The sequence below is a fragment of the Pseudovibrio sp. Tun.PSC04-5.I4 genome (assembly GCF_900104145.1).
In the GTDB taxonomy this organism is placed as follows: domain Bacteria; phylum Pseudomonadota; class Alphaproteobacteria; order Rhizobiales; family Stappiaceae; genus Pseudovibrio.
This window is the reverse complement of sequence record NZ_FNLB01000008.1, coordinates 332,086-348,315: the sequence shown is the minus strand read 5'-3', so window position 1 is coordinate 348,315 and position 16,230 is coordinate 332,086. Positions and strand designations below refer to the sequence as shown.

Genomic DNA, 16,230 nt, shown 5'->3' with positions numbered 1-16,230 from the left:
ATTTTTGTCACGCCGTTGTCATGGGACTACTCCTGAAAACCAGGGCTGGTTAGGGATAGTGCTGACACGGTAAACATGGGTTCGGTGGTTCATATAAGTGGCTTTACACCCCTTGGAACAAGGAAACTCCCTGTGACCCAATCCCCCGGTCCTATCAAAAAAATCATTTCCTACCGTCCCTCAGAACACTCCCTTGTCGTCTACTTGTCGCTCATAACAGCGACTTACCTAATATGGCTCGGGCTCTTGAAACTAACCGCGCCGGAGCATCAACAGATAGAAGCCTGGGTGGGCAACAGCCCGCTTTATGGGTTTGCATTGAATGTTTTAGGAGTTCAAACACTCTCCATCCTTATGGCAATATTTGAGACAGCCGCAGGTGTGTTTATTCTGCTTGGTCTGCGCAGGACCAAGATAGGCGTGATTGGCTGCATCATGGCCATGCTTATCTTCGCCATGAACTTCCTCTACCTGTTCACCAGTCCGGTCTGGATGGATAATCTTGGTGGCTTTCCCATCATCGGATCAGGGCAGAACATTCTTAAATACATGTCCATGTTCGCAATTCCCGCCTACATATTAGCAGCAAAATTACGGGAACAAGGATCAGGCTCCCAAGCTTCCATGTGGCGGAAGATTTCCATCCTTGCCAGCTTTGTGGGCATTACTCTGGTCATGGGGTGGATTGGATGGATGAAATTCTATGAGTTTGAGGCTCAGGGCATTGTACGTCTTATGTCCTCCAACATCCTCTTTAGCTGGACCTATCTCATTTGGGATGTACGCGGAGCGTCAAATTTCATTGGCATCGTTGAATGGACATTCCTGATTCTGCTCTTAACCCTGCCATTCAATCGCTTCCTAGGAACTTTAGGTGTGCTGGGCATAGCAGCAACCGCGCTGGGAACACTGACATTTATGTTCTCCGTACCCGGTTGGGATGCAGATTCCTTCTTCCCATTCCTCAATCGCACCGGCGTCTTCGTCCTGAAAGACCAACTCCTTCTCGCCTCAGCTGTCATTCTTTGGAAAAATTATTGAGGCGACGATCACCAAAGTAACTATGGCTGGAGGAGATACGTCCTCCAGCGGGGCCGGGCGGCCAAGAGGATTGATAACCACTCTTGTTATGATTCCCTCGAGGACTTCCCCACCTTGAATGCATGGCAGACGCGCCTCCTGCATAAAGGCATTACAGAGAAGTCAGTCTCAAAGGATTTCGGAGAGCTGTTCAGCGCGTTTGACTTGTCACATGACACCTACCTCGGGTCTGGCACATCCTACGTGGATTCAGCAACAGATGCTCGTAAAACGGGAAGTTGTTGCTAAGCGAAGAGAATGAGGAGGGCGGGCCGAAGTCGCTCTACCTATCTGCAGAATACACAGATAAGTGTAAAAGTGGGGCTTGCTACCCTAAATAAAACACGATTACCGTCCAGTGAACGGTTCTTCCTGCGCGCTCACCCTGTACGAAAGCATAGAGTGAGCCAGAAGAAATCTATTCTTCCCGAAATCACGTTGCGACCGGCTATAATGACAAAAAAAACACGTGTTCTAACAACCCTTACATGCTTGAGTATTTTAAGCCTAGTTTCGCCCGCTATTGCGGAGGTCGATTGTAAACAAAAACCTGCGTTGCAAGATCGTTTTACACTCAACGGAGCATTGGTAACCCAAACCGGCACATCACTGGAGTGGAAGCGTTGCGCAGAGGGCACCGTATGGCAGCAAGCCAAAGACAGCTGCGTTGGCGAGCCCTTGCAGATTGCGCAAAATGAAGCCGTCGATCTCCTTGCTGAAAGTGCGGAGGGGTGGCGCCTCCCAACAATTCGCGAGCTCTACGGCCTGTTGGATTCCACCTGTGCAGATAAAGAGGAACTGCACGCGCTGTTTCCTGATCTAAACAAGCCTATGTTTGGAGAATATGCCGATTTCTGGTCCGCAACCAACGATCAGAAGCTATCACGCATGTATTATTATCTGGACTTTGTCACCTATGCGCTGGACTTCCACAGCCAAGGCTACTCCCTCGCCATCCGCGCTGTGCGGGATGTGGAGTAGGTTCACTCTGCAAACAAGAAGTGATCTTCCCAATCTGATTGGGGGATCTGGTCGCCGGCGAAAAAGTCCATGGCTGTGACCTGATTGTTGGTTGGTTCAAATGTGCAAGTGTATTGAAGTCTGTACCAGTTGCTTGCGCTTCTAAAAGCAGCGCCGTCTGCGGTGATTGTTTTATGCGAAATCCTGACATCTCCATAGGCAAAGGCGACAACTCGTTCCGGTTTATAGTCGGCGTTCCAAATTTGAATTTGTTCCATAACTTCCAGATTGCACAATTGCTCCCGTTGGTCCGCAGGATCAAACAAAACGAGTGAATCCAGCAGTTCCTTGTTCTCCGGTTCCGCCAATATTCTACCAAGTTGGAATTTGCGGGCGACGACCCGTTGTGGTGCCTGGTCTGTCTCGATCGGTGGGACGGGAGAGGGCAGTTGCTTTGGCTCCACCTGAGGAACAATCGGTCCTGAGATAGAGGCCGTCGGAATGTCCTCAACCACAGGCTTTGCAAAGAGCTGATCTAACTGTCGGCCGGTAATAAACTCGACCCCAATGCTTTTGATGGGAAGTGCACGGCGACCACGTGGCAAACTGGTCATAAAGAGAAACCAGTAGGCAACTAGGTGTATCGCAATAGAAGACACAAGCAAAACAGCATAAAACCGACTTGATCCAGCCTCCGAAAACTCAACTCTTTCTGCCTTTGATATTTGCAGTGAATCGCCCACGTCCATGTCTTTCAAAAACCCGGAGTTTTGAGGTAGAAAACGGCAAAAATCAGACATCCGGACAATGTCCTTCACTTTACCCGCAGCTCTTTTCAGCTGGCAGCTCCAAAGGTACGTGGGGGCGCTTAACTGCCTCGTCTGCTCACGAAACCGTGACCCGATAATTACAAAATGCTTGTCCTGCGACAATTATGAGTTTTATTCTCATGTTTATAAGGAGTAATAGGTTGGAATAATTCTTCTCGTAACTAGGAGAGTAACGAGATCGAAATTCGACAAACGCTATAAGAATAGATGAGTGAAGGCTGAGCCTTTGCCGACTGAGATGAGTTAGATGCAGCAGTCACAAACGATGCCGAACCTTCCAAAGCCCAAGGCTGGCTTTTCCTGGGAAGCGTTTTTATCCCTCGGATTTCGCCCGTTTTACATTGCCGGTGCTGCTTATGCTGCCATCAGCGTTCCTCTATGGGTTGCCTCCATCTTCGGCCTTGTCGAAATCAACGGCCCGTTAGAAGGCGTGCTTTGGCACTCTCATGAGCTGATCTTCGGGTTTGCCGCGGTCATACTCGTCGGGTTCCTCTTCACTGCCGTTCAAAACTGGACAGGCCGAAAAACTCCAAATGGCCTTGCTCTTGGCGGACTGCTAGCGCTGTGGCTGGCTGCTCGTGTTCTGTTGTTTGTGGGCGGTGGACCTGTTGGGCAGGTTCTGGATCTTCTTTTCTTGCCACTGGCCGCAATTGGCATTGCAGTTCCGCTGTATCAGGCAAAAAACACACGTAACTACTTCACCGTTGGCTTGCTGCTGGTTTTGACGGTTGGAAATGGCGTATTCCATGCCATCGCGCTGGACCTGATCAACGTAGACCCAGCTGATATTTTCCTGTGGTCCGTTGATGTGTTTGCCATTTTCATCAGCGTCATTGGTGGTCGTATTATTCCGCTTTTCACCAACGGGGCATTGGGCGGAAAGCGGGCGCAACGAAACCCGCAACTGGAAAATGTCATTGCAGCTGGCATGGTACTTCTGCTCGTCAGCGATATTTACTTCGGCATGAGTTATGAGGTTGCAACTCTGCGCGCCGTTGGCATGCTGGTTTTGGCAGGTTTGCATATTGTAAAAATTGGGCTGTGGCGTCCACAAATGACTTGGGGCAAGCCGATCCTATGGATCCTGCCTGTGTCTTATGCGTGGATCCCCATTGCACTACTGCTCCGGGCTGCCGCCTTGCTGGACGCTCCGGTGGATCAGGTGCTTGCCATTCATGCCATCACCGTTGGTTCCATAGCAGGAATGATGCTTGCGATGATGACCCGCAGCGCTCTTGGGCACTCCGGTCGTCCGCTGAAACCAACCATCGTTGAAGTGGCGATTTACTACCTCATTGTGTTGAGCGCCGTGGTCCGGGTGTTTGGCGTACTGCTCTACCCACAAGCCTACTTCGCCATCCTCGCCATCTCCGCTCTGTGTTGGGTCGGCGCGTTCGGGCTCTTTACCGGCAAATACTGGAACATTGTCACACGCCCTCGCATAGACCAATAGAGGCATCCTTATGGACAGTTCGCGTGCCGGAACATCTCCCTTTGCACGCGAACGCAGTCCCTCTACCCCATGGCCTGTAGTGAGATCCATAGGGGGAGGCTGATGCAGGACAACAGGGTTGATTGGGCGATGAGCGTGGCGGGTTGGCGGCAATCTGCGCCGAAGGCGGCGGCAAGAATGTGTGCGGCTGATGCGGTGGGCAAAGCTGCAAACAGCACCAGAACAGAGGCTTGTTCCTTTGGGATGTCCAGCATGTCAACGGTTGCCCATGCAAAGAAGGGCAGAGCGAGCAGTTTGATGACGTTCAGCCCACCTGTGTAAATATCCAACTTCATCAATCCTTGCCAATCCAGCGTCGCTCCGATTGCTAAGAGAGCCAGCGGTATGGCAGCCAGTGCCAGTTGATTGAGACCTTGCATTAGGAGTGATGGGAGCGAAAAGCCGCTTAAACCCACTGAGACACCGGCGAACGCGGCAAGAAAAAACGGGTTCAGGACCACTTTGAGAATGATCCCCTTAAACCCAAGCTCTTTGCCCATGGATAGGGCTGTGACCGCCATGAGGTTGGCCAGCGGAACGGCAAAGCCGATTGCAATTGCCATCAGCGATGCGCTGTCTTTGTCCAGTGCATTGATGGCAACAAATGCAATTGCGGTATTGAAACGCCAAGCGGTTTGCCATCCCGCGGCAAAGTCCAGAAATTTGGCCGGGCCGAACGGACGAAGAAACCAACCCAGTACTAATCCCAGCCCAAGAATGCCCCAGACCCCAAAACCGATGATTGCTGCATCCTCAAATTGAATGGGTCGGGAAGCCGCTGCAGAAAACATAAGCGCGGGGAAAAGAAGCTGGAAGTTGAGCGTATCAATCCCGCGCCATGTGGCTGGGTCCATGCGTTTTCCAAACACACCACCGAGCGCAAGCAGGCCCAAGCTTGGCAGCAAAGCCATTAAAATCCCCAAATATCCTTCTCCTCAAAGTCCTGCTGGTTTTTCCTGAGGAGAACCTCTAAACTAATGGCTATCAATAGAATAATAAGCTCAGCTTATGCGAGCAGGATACCTTGCACCCATGCCGAAGACTGATCCATTCCCTTGGGGTGGGTTGAGGATACATGTGAATGCCGGTCATAAGGCCCTGTGTGCCAGTGAACGGACCAATTTAATTGTCATTACCGATGATGCCTCTGCTTGCTTTTTCCTTAATTTTCCCTTCGATTTGATGGACGCTGTGGGCTGTTTTTGCGCCAAGACGTTCGATTTCTGTGAGAATATGGGGTGAGACGGGTGGGTGACCGAGCTGATGCCCCGGGACTTGCAGACGCGCATTCCGGCAGTCACGCGCTCGCTGATAAGCGAAGGTTCAAGTTCTGCCATTGCCCCGTTGATTGTGAGCATGGCAGGGCTCATGGGGCTTGCTGTGTCGATTTGATCCTAGACGCTGATGAAGCGCACACCAAAATGATCGAATTCCTCCAGGGCATTCAGAAGGTGGCGGGTTGAGCGAGCAAAACGGTCGCATTTCCAAACGAGGCTCTTGGTGCCGTCGGTATCGATTTGCCCCCGTTCCGCACCTTGGATAGGCTGGCTGGTCATGTGCGCATGCAGATGTATGAAGCTGTGATGGAAGTCAATGATCTTCTGGATGTGAGCTAGCTTGGTAAGCGCTACACCCAGTTGCTCAATCTGATCCGACAGGCTCGCGCAAAGTGTCGCGACGAGTTGACGGAACCGTTGCTGCAAAAGGTGCGGGGGAAGCAGGCTGCGGCAAGGAGGAAGTTGAAGGAGCTTCAGGAAAGCCAGCGCGATTTGGAAGAGAGGCTGATCGCAGTACTGGTGAGAGCTCTCCAAGCGAGCTGCATCGAGGAGCCCGATGCAATAGTCGGACACCGGATCCGCACGGTATTTGCACAAATAGGCGGGATCGAAACTTTGGTGGAGCAGTGCGAGACGGCTCTCAGCCGTGCACCAAAACAATGACCTGCCGCTCCTCTGGCCAATCCATGCCAGGACCCGTGGTCTGCTGTTTAACGTGCTCGAGATGATTGATATCCGTTCGGCGACGCAGGACGTCAGCCTGCTGGACGCTCTGGAAATAGTGATAGCTCATCGCAACGTGCGGCGCACTGAATTGAAAGACGAGGTCAACTTTGACTTTGCGTCCCAACGCTGGCAGAACTTTGTTATCAAACGCTGCTCCGGCCGTGACCTTATCGATCGGCGGGCTTTCGAGGTCTGCTTTTTTATCCACTTGGCGGCTGCCTTGTAGTCGGGCGATCTCTACGTCGTGGGTGCCGAAAGCTTTGACGATTATCGTTCCCAACTCCTGCCCTGGGCGGATTGCTTGCCGCGATTGCAGGACTATTGCTGCGCCGTCGGCATGCCGGAAGGAGGCGCGGCGTTTGTAGCCGGATTGCAAGCTCAACTCTCTCAAGCCGCTGAGGAGGTTGATGCCGGTTTCCTAGACAATGCGATTTGACGTTTGCCGCCACCGGGCAACCCCATCCCAAACAAACACTTAGTAAACCGCAGTCTGAAGGGTTGGGTGCCTTTGAAAAAGAGGTTCACAGCCGTATGGGTGAACGGCATTTGCTCGATATTCTTAAAAATGCCACGTGCGAGACCAGCTACACCCGTCATTTTAGACCGCCATCTGGCACGAGTCCAAAACCTTCCAACGCGGAACAACGCTATGTTCTCACGGTCTTCGGCTATGGCTGCAACCTTGGTCCCGGGCAAACCGCGCGTCACGCACCCGATATAGCAAGCTGTCAGTGCTGGATGTATTCTCCCCAAAAGCGCTGGTTGAAAATTCCCCACTTTTTCAGCTTTGACTTTTGTTTGAAGGGGCATGCCCCTTCAAACAAAAGTTGGCCAAACTCTCCTCTACGTTCCTGTTGGAAAGAAGGGGTGTGGAGGAGTGGTCAATCTAGGGAAGATCGTAATGATCCATAATTTGAAGCAGCAGGGACTGTCTGTAAGTGCCATAGCGCGCAAAGCCGGGCTGGATAGAAAGACGGTCAGCAAATACTTACACCAAGGCCTTGAAGCTCCTGTCTACGGCCCCCGCCAGCGTGACGGGCGTGTACTGGAGGAATACAAAGGCTATTTACTTGAGCGACTGGAGCGGTTTCCCGGTCTATCTGCCCGGCGCTTGCTTCGTGAGCTGAAGACACTGGGGTTTAAGGGCGGTTACTCCACTGTAACGGAATATCTTCGCCTGATCCGTCCAGCTCCTCCGCATGCATTTGAACGGCGCTTTGAGACAGCACCAGGCCAGCAGGCACAGGTAGATTTTGCTGAGTTTCAGGTGGAGTTCACCAGTGAACCAGATGTGGTGCGAAAAGTCTTTTTGTTTTCAATGGTGCTGAGTAATTCACGGTTTTTGTGGGGGCGCTATTGTGCCAATCAAAAACTAGAGACAGTCCTGCGTTGTCATATCGCGGCCTTTGAGGTCTTCGGCGGAGCGACACTGGAAGTCCTGTATGATCGCATGAAGACAGCCGTTCTGGGAGAGGAGCCAGATGGCACTGTTCTTTTTAATCCTGCTCTTGTCGCTCTTCTGGACCATTATGGCGCTCAGCCGGATGCCTGCCAGCCCTACCGGGCCAAAACCAAGGGCAAGGTGGAGCGGCCATTTCGTTACATCCGGCAGGATTTCTTCCTTGGTCGTACGTTCCGCGATCTGGACGATCTTAATGCCCAGTTCACACGCTGGTGCAAGGAAATTGCCAATGCCCGTGTTCATGCCACCACCAACCGTGTGGTGGGCGAGGTCTTTGGAGAGGAACAGCCCGCTCTGATCCCTTTGCCAGCGCACCCTTATGATGCTGTTTTACTGGTGGAGCGGCGGGTCACGCGTGATGGCATGGTCTCCGTTGGAGGTAATCTTTATTCAGTGCCGGACACCGTTAAGAAACGGATGGTCGAAGTCCAGCATCACCCGCAAGAGGTGCGCATCTATGAAAACGGTCAGCTCATCGCCACCCATCCGGTCATGGAGGGAAAGAACCAGCGCCGGGTTGATCCATGCCATCGCAAGGCTCCTCCACGGGCAACACAGCGCCGTCGTCTGGCTGCGGAGCCAACCAAACACAGCGGTGTAAACCAACGCCCACTGGAGTTCTATGAAGCGGTAGGCCAACGACTTGCCAGTACTGGAGGTAAGCCATGAGTTCGCTCAGTAAACGCATTCAGTCTTCACTGGTAGGCTTAAAAATGCCGCGGGCTTTAGAGGTGCTCGACCACACGCTGAGCCAATTGGAACAAGGGGAACTCACGGCACTGGAGGCCCTGGATTCTCTGCTCAATGAAGAATATTCAACACGCGAGGGCCGCCGTATCGGCGTCGCCCTGACGACAGCGCGGCTTACTCCGATAAAAACACTGGAAAGCTTCGACTTTACCTTCCAGCCCTCGCTGGACAGGGATCGCATCATGGCTCTAGCCGAACTGGAGTTCATCACTCGCAATGAAGTGGTACACTTTCTCGGTCCACCTGGTACAGGAAAGAGCCATCTGGCAACTGCTCTTGGGGTTGCAGCCGTTAAAGCGGGTAAACGGGTGTATCGCATTGCTTTAGCTCACCTCATCGAAGCCTTGGCAAAAGCTGAAAAAGAAGGGCGGTTGACTGAGAAACTACGCTTCTTTGCACGAACTTCACTGCTAATCGTCGATGAAATCGGTTATCTGCCAATTACCAATGGGGGAGCAAACTTGTTCTTCCAGCTCGTCAATGCCAAATATGAAAAGGGATCCATGATCCTCACCTCAAACCGTGGCTTTGCGGAATGGGGTGAGATCTTTGGTGATCGCGTTATTGCCACAGCCCTTCTCGATCGGCTTTTGCATCATGCCGTCGTCATCCAGATCGAAGGTGCTAGTTATCGGTTGCGCAGCCATGCGGACCTCATGCCAGAGCACGTACGGGCTAACGCTTCAATAGCTCCACCTCCACCACCAAAACGACGCGGCAGGCCACCCAAAAAGGAGAGTTAGACCCACAGACAAGGCTGGTCACCAAATACTCAAACTGAGGACTTTCCGTCCAGCACATGTGGGGAAATTTGACTCAGCATTGACACAAGCGCCGGGGCGCTTCGTCGTATCAATGCTAAGCATATCGATGCGCCCAAGCTAGAGGCCGCCGCCACCGATCTGGTCAACGCATATAGCCGCTTTACATTGCTGCGACTTCGGGGCGCCGGCAGCGCCGCGATCACCAACAAGCTCATTCTCGCCTGCTCCACAGTTGCTGGCTGGCTACAATAAGCTGAGATTGGCAAGCAGACTACAATTCTCAACGACCACATTCATCCTTGGGAAACATAACACTAGCGGTATTCTCAGCGAAAAATGGGTTGGAAAAACTGGCCGCACAATTACTATCGACGGATCCACTTAACCACCGGGGGTGAAGTTGGGGGCCAGGCCAGAATTATTCAATCAAAATCCACAGGAAAATAAATCCTATGGGATTAAATTGGTTTGAGTCTCTTTAGATATTCCTAAATCGGCCGTTTTGAAAAGCGAGAACGAATTGATAAATCTGCAGTAAATTCCGTTCACAGATTAATGATAAGTTTTGCATACAAAACCCTACGGGAAATTCGATAGGCTTTGTACTCTTGCATCCTCGGAATTACGAAGTATCTATGAGAGAGAAAAAGTAGACGGTTTTTTCGCATAGTTTGAGTGCAGAGAATATTTCTTCGAATATAGACGGATTGAGAATGACAAAACTGAGTAAAGCCACGCTGGAGCTACTAACCGATAGCGACGCTTGTAAAGGCCTTGCTGAACTACGTGTGGGCATCGAAAAAGAAGCCCTGCGCGTGGGCGCTGACAATTATATTTCATTGCGTGACCACCCAAAAGCGCTCGGGAAAACTCTCACGCACAAATTCATTACCACTGACTTTTCCGAGGCTCAGTTGGAGTTCATCACTCCTCCACTTCACTCTGTGAAGGAGAGTCTTGATTTCCTGAAAGAGCTGCATGCCTTTACTGCGCGCAACGCGGCAGCTGGCGAGTACATGTGGAATGCTTCCATGCCACCAGAAATTGCGGGGGATGAAAGCATTCGGATTGCCGAATACGGCAGCTCCAACGCTGCGCAGATTAAAACGCTTTATCGCAAGGGATTGGCGCACCGCTATGGAAAGCGGATGCAGACAATCTCGGGCATCCACTACAATTTCTCGCTCGCTGATAACATGTGGCAAGTCTTTCATAAGCAGTGCACAGCCGGTGTAAGCCTTCAGGATTTCCGCAGTGCAGGATACTTGGGTCTGATCCGGAATTTGCAGCGCCATGGCTGGTTAATTTTGTATCTGTTTGGTGCATCCCCAGCTGTTGACCAGAGTTATATGTCTGGCGCGCATCCAACCCTTTCCATGTTGGGTGAGGACACTTACTTTGGTGAGTACGCCACATCTTTGCGTATGAGTGATCTGGGTTATACCAGTGTCGTGCAAAGCGAGCTGGACATCCATTACAATTCCATTTGTGACTATCTGGAGGGGTTACGCACCGCACTTGCAACCTCTGAGCGTCAATACGAGCAGATTGGTGTGTTTGAGGAAGGCGACTACAAACAGATCAACACGCACCAGCTCCAGTTGGAAAACGAGCTTTACGGCTCCGCTCGCCCAAAGCGGAACACGAGAGAAGGCGAGCGTCCAATCGCGGCACTTTGTCGGCGCGGTGTTGAATACATCGAGCTTCGCTCTCTTGATATCAATCCACTCAATCCAATTGGGATCTGTGAGCAGCAAGCCTACTTCCTGAATACCTACCTCACCCATATGGCACTGGCCCCTTCTCCCTGCATCTCCTCAGATGAACAGCAGGCATTGAATGAGCAGCAACGTCTTGTTGCCTGGCAAGGCCGGTTGCCAAACCTTGTGTTGCCGACCTACGGCCCGGAAGGGAAAGAGCTGAAGCAGGTTGGGCTTGAAATTCTTGAAGATATGCGTGCAACGGCAACAATTATGGATGGTGTTTACGGCTGTACAGGCCATACCGATGCCCTGAATGCGCAAGCGGCCAAGTTTGAAGACACGAGCCTTACACCATCTGCAAAAGTGCTGGAAGGCGTTAAGAAAAGCGGCTCCTTTACCGGGTTCATTTCGGAGCTGTCCCGTAATCAGACAGATCATCTGATAGCAACACCATTGTCGGCAGATCGGGTGAAATTCCTGGAGGCTATGGTGTCACAATCCAACGCTGCCTATGAGCAGGTGGAATCTCTGCAAGGCTCTCACAGCTTTGATCATTTTCTGGACACACAAAACACAGAGGTGCTGCCTCCAGAGTGTCGTGACGATCAATAAGCCGAAGGCTCGGAGTTGAGCCAAGCGACTTTTCAGCCAGCACATCATGGTGTGCTGGCTGGCGGAATGTATGGGGTTATCTAGCATCCACCCAACAAGGCGACCTAGGTTGATTTGGCGGGTTTTTCTCTATCCTTAGTCCCTTTAGTTTCAATCATCTGGAATTTGAGGGACAACAGTTGATAGGCAGAACAGCTAGAATCACATTTGCTCTGTGTGCATTTACACTTGCTGGGTGTTTATCTAACGAAGAGCGACTGCCCAAGGCCTACACACCCACCGTTGAGATCCCGGAAGGTGCGACGCTGATTACGGTGAATACAACGCCGGATGGTGCTCTTTGCTATCTGCAGGGTCACCGCTCTTCTATATTCGTGACGCACACACCGGGACCGATGGTCGTTCCGGCTGGCTATGAGAAGAAATCCCTAATTTGCAAACTGGAAGGCTTTAAGACCACACGCGGTGCTGTATTGCCCGGCACACCTTCGCCCGATAGTCGGGAAATTATCATTCAACGCGTGTTTATTCCCGTTGGCGTTCAAGATCCTAACTCCGGCCCTTCAGGCGCACTGGTACCAGATGGATTTGTCGGCACCTACCGCCGTTAACGCAAAATTTCCTGATAAAGCCTGCCAAAATTTGAAGCCAGAAAATTCATCAGCTCACGCACACGATGGAGCTGGTGGCGCGTGGGAGGACTGACCAACCACAGGGGCGTTGTCTGGTTCCACCCAGCGAGAACCTCCGTCAAATCTCCATGTTTAATCGCAGAGTCCGTGTAAACGTCAGAGAGCCGGGCAATTCCCAGCCCGGCGCAAGCAGCCCGGCACATCACACGCCCATTTGAGATCTGGAAACCACTGTCCGCCTGTACAACAACCTCTTCATCAGCGCGCACAAATATCCAATCCTGCACACTGCCGGAGATGAACGCCAGCTTCTTCAAATCGGAGGGATGTTTGATCTTGGGGTGAGCCTTCACAAAACTTGGAGAGGCTACATATCGCGTGGTGATGGTGTGTAATTTCCGCGCAATGAGCGTGCTGTCCTCCAGATCTCCCATTCTCAACACCAGATCATAATCACTCTCCAACAAATCGACCCGGATACTGGAGAAATCCAGTTTGACCTCAATGCCAGGATTTTCCTTCTGATACTGAATAACCAGTGGGGCAATGAGGTCTTCACCAATCATCCCGCCAACGGCATTCATTTTGATGGAACCGGTAAGACTATCAGTTGCTTGTGACGCTAGGTCAGAGGCATCCTGGATCTGCTTCACTCCGGTTTTGCACATCTCATAATACCGCTCTCCAATTTCGGTGAGCCGTAATTTGCGTGTGGTCCGGTAGAGCAACTGCACATCCAAATGCGCCTCAAGCTGGCTGACTTGTTGACTTAAACTCGCTTTTGACAAGCCTGTTTCATCCGACGCTAAGGTGAAACTGCCATGTTCCGCTACGGCCAAAAACGAACGCAAACCATTCCAATAGATATTGTTCATTTAAACCTAACAATCATTTCGAATTACCCCCATTTATCAGAACGATCCTTCTCGTACAATTGCTGCAACACAACGCAAGGCAAACTTGCTCAACGAAATTTTAGCTAGGCAGGATAATAAAATGACAAAGCCACTCATCGTCGTCACAGGTGCAAGTTCTGGTATTGGTGCGGCAATCGCGAAATCATTCAGCGATGCAGGTCATCCCCTGTTGCTCGTTGCACGTCGTGTGGAACAGATGGAAGCACTTGGCCTTCCAAACGCTTTGTGCCGCGGTGTTGACGTAACCCACCGCGACCAGCTGGTTGCTGCCGTCAAAGAAGCCGAAGAAAAATTCGGACCAGCAGATGCAATCGTCAACAATGCAGGCTGTATGCTGCTGGGTGAGCTTGCAACTCAGGACCCATCCGAGTGGGATCGCATGATCGACCTGAACATCAAAGGTGTTCTCAATGGCATCCATTCCGTTTTGCCTGGCATGAAAGCCCGCCGTGGTGGTTCCATCATCAACGTCAGCTCCATTGCTGGCCGTAAAACGTTCCCGGCCCATGCTGCATATTGCGGAACAAAGTTTGCTGTTCACGCAATCAGTGAAAACCTGCGTGAAGAAGTTGCTGCTGATGGCGTCCGCGTCATGACCATTGCTCCCGGCGCAGTGGAAACTGAACTGCTGTCTCACACCACATCGCAGGACATCAAAGATGGCTACGACCAGTGGAAAAAAGAGATGGGTGGTGTGCTGAACCCACAGGACGTCGCAAATGCAGTGATGTTTGTTTACCAGCAGCCGCAGAACGTCAACATCCGTGAAGTTCTTCTGGCAGCAACTGGTCAACCAGCATAATCACAGCTTTCATTTTCAAGAAGAGGGTTGGCTTCCCAGCTGGAGCCAACTTACCGAACGAAGAGGCTGGAACACCAAGTTCCAGTCTATCAGCACAAAAAAGGCGATGTTGGCAAGCATCGCTTTTTTTGTGGTTCCAGACTAAAAATTATAAGCTACGCCGAGAGAAAATAGATCTTGGCGGCCATCAACGCGGAAAGGGGTGAAACCATCAAACTGATAAGTTTCCTCGCTCATTTCTAAATGCTTGTAGTCAATGCGTGCTGAAATGTAGTCCGTGATCTTGGCTTCCAACCCTGCGCCCGCGACGAATCCGACATGTGTATTATCTGCTTCCTGTCCATCAGCGAAGCGTGTTATTTCATAGCCAGCAAGCCAATACCAATAGAGAGATAAGGCAAGATACCACCAACATCGTAGCCAATGCGAGCTGTACCGATCGCGTTCCACTGTGCTTTTGATCGGGAAGCATTCGTTGAACTTGTGAAGTTGGAAAGGTTTACATCCGCTTCCAAGCCGACGACTACGCGATTAAATGAATGGCTATATCCCGCAAATACACCTGCGATGCCAGAACTAAGCGACTGCTCATTTCCGATGTCATCACTGCCCGACATAATCCCGATGCCGCCGCTTATACCGAGTTGAAATCCGTCCCAATTTCCATTGCCTGTGCCATCATCAGCAAAAGAAGTAGTTGGGGCAAGCAGTGTGCATACAAAAATTATATACTTGAGCATTTCAAGTCTCGATCATCTCTAGTAATGAATGTGTGTATTGTTATAATTACCAATTACTTTATTTTAACAATTTATTAAATTCATTAACTTGGATCAATCAGCGAAATATATTAATTCAACAGATTAGTTACTTGAGAATTAGCTTGAACATTTAGGGTGGTATTTCTAATCTGATGCCTGCTCGCACCGAGCTGTGTTGTGCGAACAGGTCTTGAGATCTAATACCGACTGGAGTCAGCCTTCTTTAAGAATTCGGCACATCACTCAAATGTCGGGCGATCGCCTGAAACAAGGCAATTGACTTCAGCTTGATCATTTCTTTGTTGCCCTGATAGTCTGGGAACGTGGAGGTTTTTGCAATCACGACGTTTCGGGCGGGATTGACGTAGATGAATTGCCCATGGATACCGATTGCAACAAAGTCGCCTTGATCAGATTCCAACGGTAACCACCATTGATATTTGTAGCCGAGCGGTGACTCGCTTTGCGGGTTGTTAAAGCCCGGCATCAAACGTGGATCATCCGGCGTTACAGAGGTCTTGATCCACTCTTGGGAAACGATACGCTCGCCTTTGTGGTTCATGCCGCCACGTGCCAGAACCATTCCAACCCGAAGCATATCTCTGAGGCGAATATTAACACCACCGAAAACAACAGGCTGGTCTTCCTGATCAACCATGATTTCCGCAGGCGCTTCTGGACCAATCTTTGACCAGAGCTTTTCGCGGAACCATTCTTCATAGGGCTTGCCAGTCGCCCCCCTCAGCACCCAGCCAACGACGTGCGTGTCAATTGAGGAGTAACGATTGTAGGTTCCCGGTTCAAATTCACGCGGAACGTCCTTCGTGAACTTATCTTGAGAGCCAAGCAGAATGGCAACAACAGATTGAACAATGTCTGACTTCAGATCAGCGTAATCTTCGTTCCAGCGCACACCGGAGGACATCTCAAGGACATCCTTCAATCGAACCCCGTCATAGGCGGTGCCTTTGAGTTCTGGAACATATTTCACCACCTGGTCATCGACGCTTTCAATGAGCCCTTCATCCAGCGCAACACCTACTAGAATGGATGCCATCGATTTGGAAACAGACATTTGAATGGCGTGGGTTTCCGCAGTATTACCTCGATCATAATACTCGTGGATCAGCCTACCATTCTGCATGATCGCTAAACCTGTGGTGTGGGAATCGAGAATAAAATCTGAGGTAGATGCCATATTTCCCTTGTAAGCAAAGGACGCTGGCATCGGGTCCGCCCGAAATTTGCGCGGCAGTTCATAAACCGGGCTTTCTGGCTTTACAGAAACACTGGCGTATTCTTTATAAAGACTGCGGAATTTCTGATCGATATTTTCCGGTTTAAAAGCATCAGCGTATGCCATCACCGCTCTAATTTCGGCTATATCCTGCCGAAAGTAAAAAGCCCCAGCTGCTAACAAAACAACAACAGCTAATACCCCATAACCAATCTTTTTCAGCAT

Annotated in this window: 15 protein-coding genes and 1 pseudogene; 8 read left to right on the top strand and 8 right to left on the bottom strand. The window is 50.9% G+C overall.

Annotation, left to right across the window (positions count from 1 at the left end):
- Positions 1-132 precede the first annotated feature (132 nt).
- On the top strand, positions 133-1,041 hold the full coding sequence (locus BLS62_RS29175) for a DUF417 family protein (protein ID WP_093190854.1): 909 nt from the start codon (positions 133-135) through the stop codon (positions 1,039-1,041).
- A 492-nt stretch (positions 1,042-1,533) separates the two neighbouring features.
- Complete coding sequence (locus tag BLS62_RS29170; RefSeq protein WP_093190850.1) at positions 1,534-2,061, top strand: Lcl C-terminal domain-containing protein; 528 nt, start codon at positions 1,534-1,536, stop codon at positions 2,059-2,061.
- A gap of 2 nt (positions 2,062-2,063) precedes the next feature.
- On the opposite strand, the gene BLS62_RS29165 is transcribed toward BLS62_RS29170, so the two are convergent.
- Positions 2,064-2,840, bottom strand: coding sequence for a DUF930 domain-containing protein (locus BLS62_RS29165; RefSeq protein ID WP_208991297.1), 777 nt, complete (start codon positions 2,838-2,840; stop codon positions 2,064-2,066).
- 277 nt (positions 2,841-3,117) lie between these two features.
- On the opposite strand from BLS62_RS29165, the gene BLS62_RS29160 reads away from it, so the two are divergent.
- Positions 3,118-4,323: an NnrS family protein gene (locus tag BLS62_RS29160; protein WP_208991296.1), complete on the top strand. Its 1,206-nt coding sequence runs from the start codon at positions 3,118-3,120 to the stop codon at positions 4,321-4,323.
- A gap of 62 nt (positions 4,324-4,385) precedes the next feature.
- On the opposite strand, the gene BLS62_RS29155 is transcribed toward BLS62_RS29160, so the two are convergent.
- From BLS62_RS29155 to BLS62_RS32420, 4 genes and pseudogenes are all read right to left on the bottom strand, one after another.
- Complete coding sequence (locus BLS62_RS29155) at positions 4,386-5,273, bottom strand: AEC family transporter (RefSeq protein WP_208991295.1); 888 nt, start codon at positions 5,271-5,273, stop codon at positions 4,386-4,388.
- Between the two features lie 177 nt (positions 5,274-5,450).
- Positions 5,451-6,212, bottom strand: a pseudogene (locus tag BLS62_RS32860) (recombinase family protein).
- A gap of 67 nt (positions 6,213-6,279) precedes the next feature.
- Positions 6,280-6,741 (bottom strand): hypothetical protein, encoded by a 462-nt coding sequence (locus BLS62_RS29140; protein WP_093190832.1) that lies wholly within the window; start codon positions 6,739-6,741, stop codon positions 6,280-6,282.
- An 11-nt stretch (positions 6,742-6,752) separates the two neighbouring features.
- The gene (locus BLS62_RS32420) at positions 6,753-7,175 is read right to left on the bottom strand and encodes a hypothetical protein (RefSeq protein WP_093190829.1); all 423 of its coding nucleotides are present in this window, start codon (positions 7,173-7,175) and stop codon (positions 6,753-6,755) included.
- Between the two features lie 67 nt (positions 7,176-7,242).
- On the opposite strand from BLS62_RS32420, the gene istA reads away from it, so the two are divergent.
- The 4 genes from istA to BLS62_RS29115 all read left to right on the top strand — a co-directional run bounded on the left by istA (position 7,243) and on the right by BLS62_RS29115 (position 12,267).
- Positions 7,243-8,496 carry an IS21 family transposase gene (gene istA / locus BLS62_RS29130; protein ID WP_093176930.1) on the top strand — a complete coding sequence of 418 codons (1,254 nt, stop codon included), beginning with the start codon at positions 7,243-7,245 and terminating at the stop codon, positions 8,494-8,496.
- Positions 8,493-9,320 (top strand): IS21-like element helper ATPase IstB, encoded by an 828-nt coding sequence (gene istB, locus BLS62_RS29125; protein WP_093175407.1) that lies wholly within the window; start codon positions 8,493-8,495, stop codon positions 9,318-9,320. The genes istA and istB overlap by 4 nt, the downstream gene beginning before the upstream one ends.
- 734 nt (positions 9,321-10,054) lie before the next feature.
- Positions 10,055-11,656, top strand: a complete 1,602-nt coding sequence (gene gshA, locus BLS62_RS29120) for a glutamate--cysteine ligase (RefSeq protein ID WP_093190825.1) — start codon at positions 10,055-10,057, stop codon at positions 11,654-11,656.
- 179 nt (positions 11,657-11,835) lie between these two features.
- Entirely contained in the window at positions 11,836-12,267 is a 432-nt protein-coding gene (locus tag BLS62_RS29115; protein ID WP_093190821.1) for a hypothetical protein, read from the top strand.
- Here BLS62_RS29115 and BLS62_RS29110 read toward each other — a convergent pair.
- On the bottom strand, positions 12,264-13,163 hold the full coding sequence (locus tag BLS62_RS29110; protein WP_093190817.1) for a LysR family transcriptional regulator: 900 nt from the start codon (positions 13,161-13,163) through the stop codon (positions 12,264-12,266). The genes BLS62_RS29115 and BLS62_RS29110 overlap by 4 nt on opposite strands.
- Before the next feature lie 121 nt (positions 13,164-13,284).
- Here BLS62_RS29110 and BLS62_RS29105 point away from each other — a divergent pair, with 121 nt between their 5' ends.
- Complete coding sequence (locus BLS62_RS29105; protein ID WP_093190812.1) at positions 13,285-14,007, top strand: SDR family oxidoreductase; 723 nt, start codon at positions 13,285-13,287, stop codon at positions 14,005-14,007.
- 356 nt (positions 14,008-14,363) lie between these two features.
- On the opposite strand, the gene BLS62_RS29100 is transcribed toward BLS62_RS29105, so the two are convergent.
- Both BLS62_RS29100 and BLS62_RS29095 read right to left on the bottom strand, forming a co-directional pair.
- Entirely contained in the window at positions 14,364-14,747 is a 384-nt protein-coding gene (locus BLS62_RS29100) for an outer membrane protein (RefSeq protein WP_093190807.1), read from the bottom strand.
- Between the two features lie 244 nt (positions 14,748-14,991).
- Positions 14,992-16,230: a serine hydrolase domain-containing protein gene (locus tag BLS62_RS29095; protein ID WP_093190803.1), complete on the bottom strand. Its 1,239-nt coding sequence runs from the start codon at positions 16,228-16,230 to the stop codon at positions 14,992-14,994.